Annotated in this window: 1 protein-coding gene; it reads left to right on the forward strand. The window is 30.5% G+C overall.

Annotation, left to right across the window (positions count from 1 at the left end; genetic code table 11):
* The first annotated feature begins 84 nt into the window (after window positions 1-84).
* Window positions 85-345, forward strand: coding sequence for a hypothetical protein (locus tag KW93_RS01675; RefSeq protein WP_052131415.1), 261 nt, complete (start codon window positions 85-87; stop codon window positions 343-345).
* Window positions 346-501 lie beyond the last annotated feature (156 nt).

Here is a 501-nt window from a genome sequence, read left to right on the forward strand (position 1 = left end):
TAAAACCACAAGTACGAATGTAACTTATTGTGAATTAAGTTACATTCAAAAAGTCATTAAGGACAAATAAGAAGGGGGATTTATGTGAAAAATAGCTTTTTAGATTCATTCAAATTATTTATAGTTTTCTTTTGTTTAGGTGTTTTAGCTTTAATACTAGGTGTAAACGGGGAATCAGTTGCCACAGTTTTTTCGAGACCTTCGGGTGCTGCATCATGGACAACATCTGGAAGCATGATTAATGGATTTATATATATACCCATAGCTATTGGCGTTTTTTTCTTGATACTAGCTATTATCGTTTTCACAATTTCTTTTATAAAAGTACAAAAAAAGGAGATATAGTACTTGTATAAGAACTCAATCTAATCTGTTTTTAAGAAGCTGTAGGGGAAAGACCTTGTTTCGATAACTTTTTTATTTGATCCTGTTTTGTATAGTAAAGATCTTGAAACTGAATGTAACTTAAGTGTAATTAAGTTACATTCAAAACCCCGGTTT

Source organism: Planococcus sp. CAU13, from assembly GCF_000775575.1.
GTDB lineage: Bacteria > Bacillota > Bacilli > Bacillales_A > Planococcaceae > Planococcus.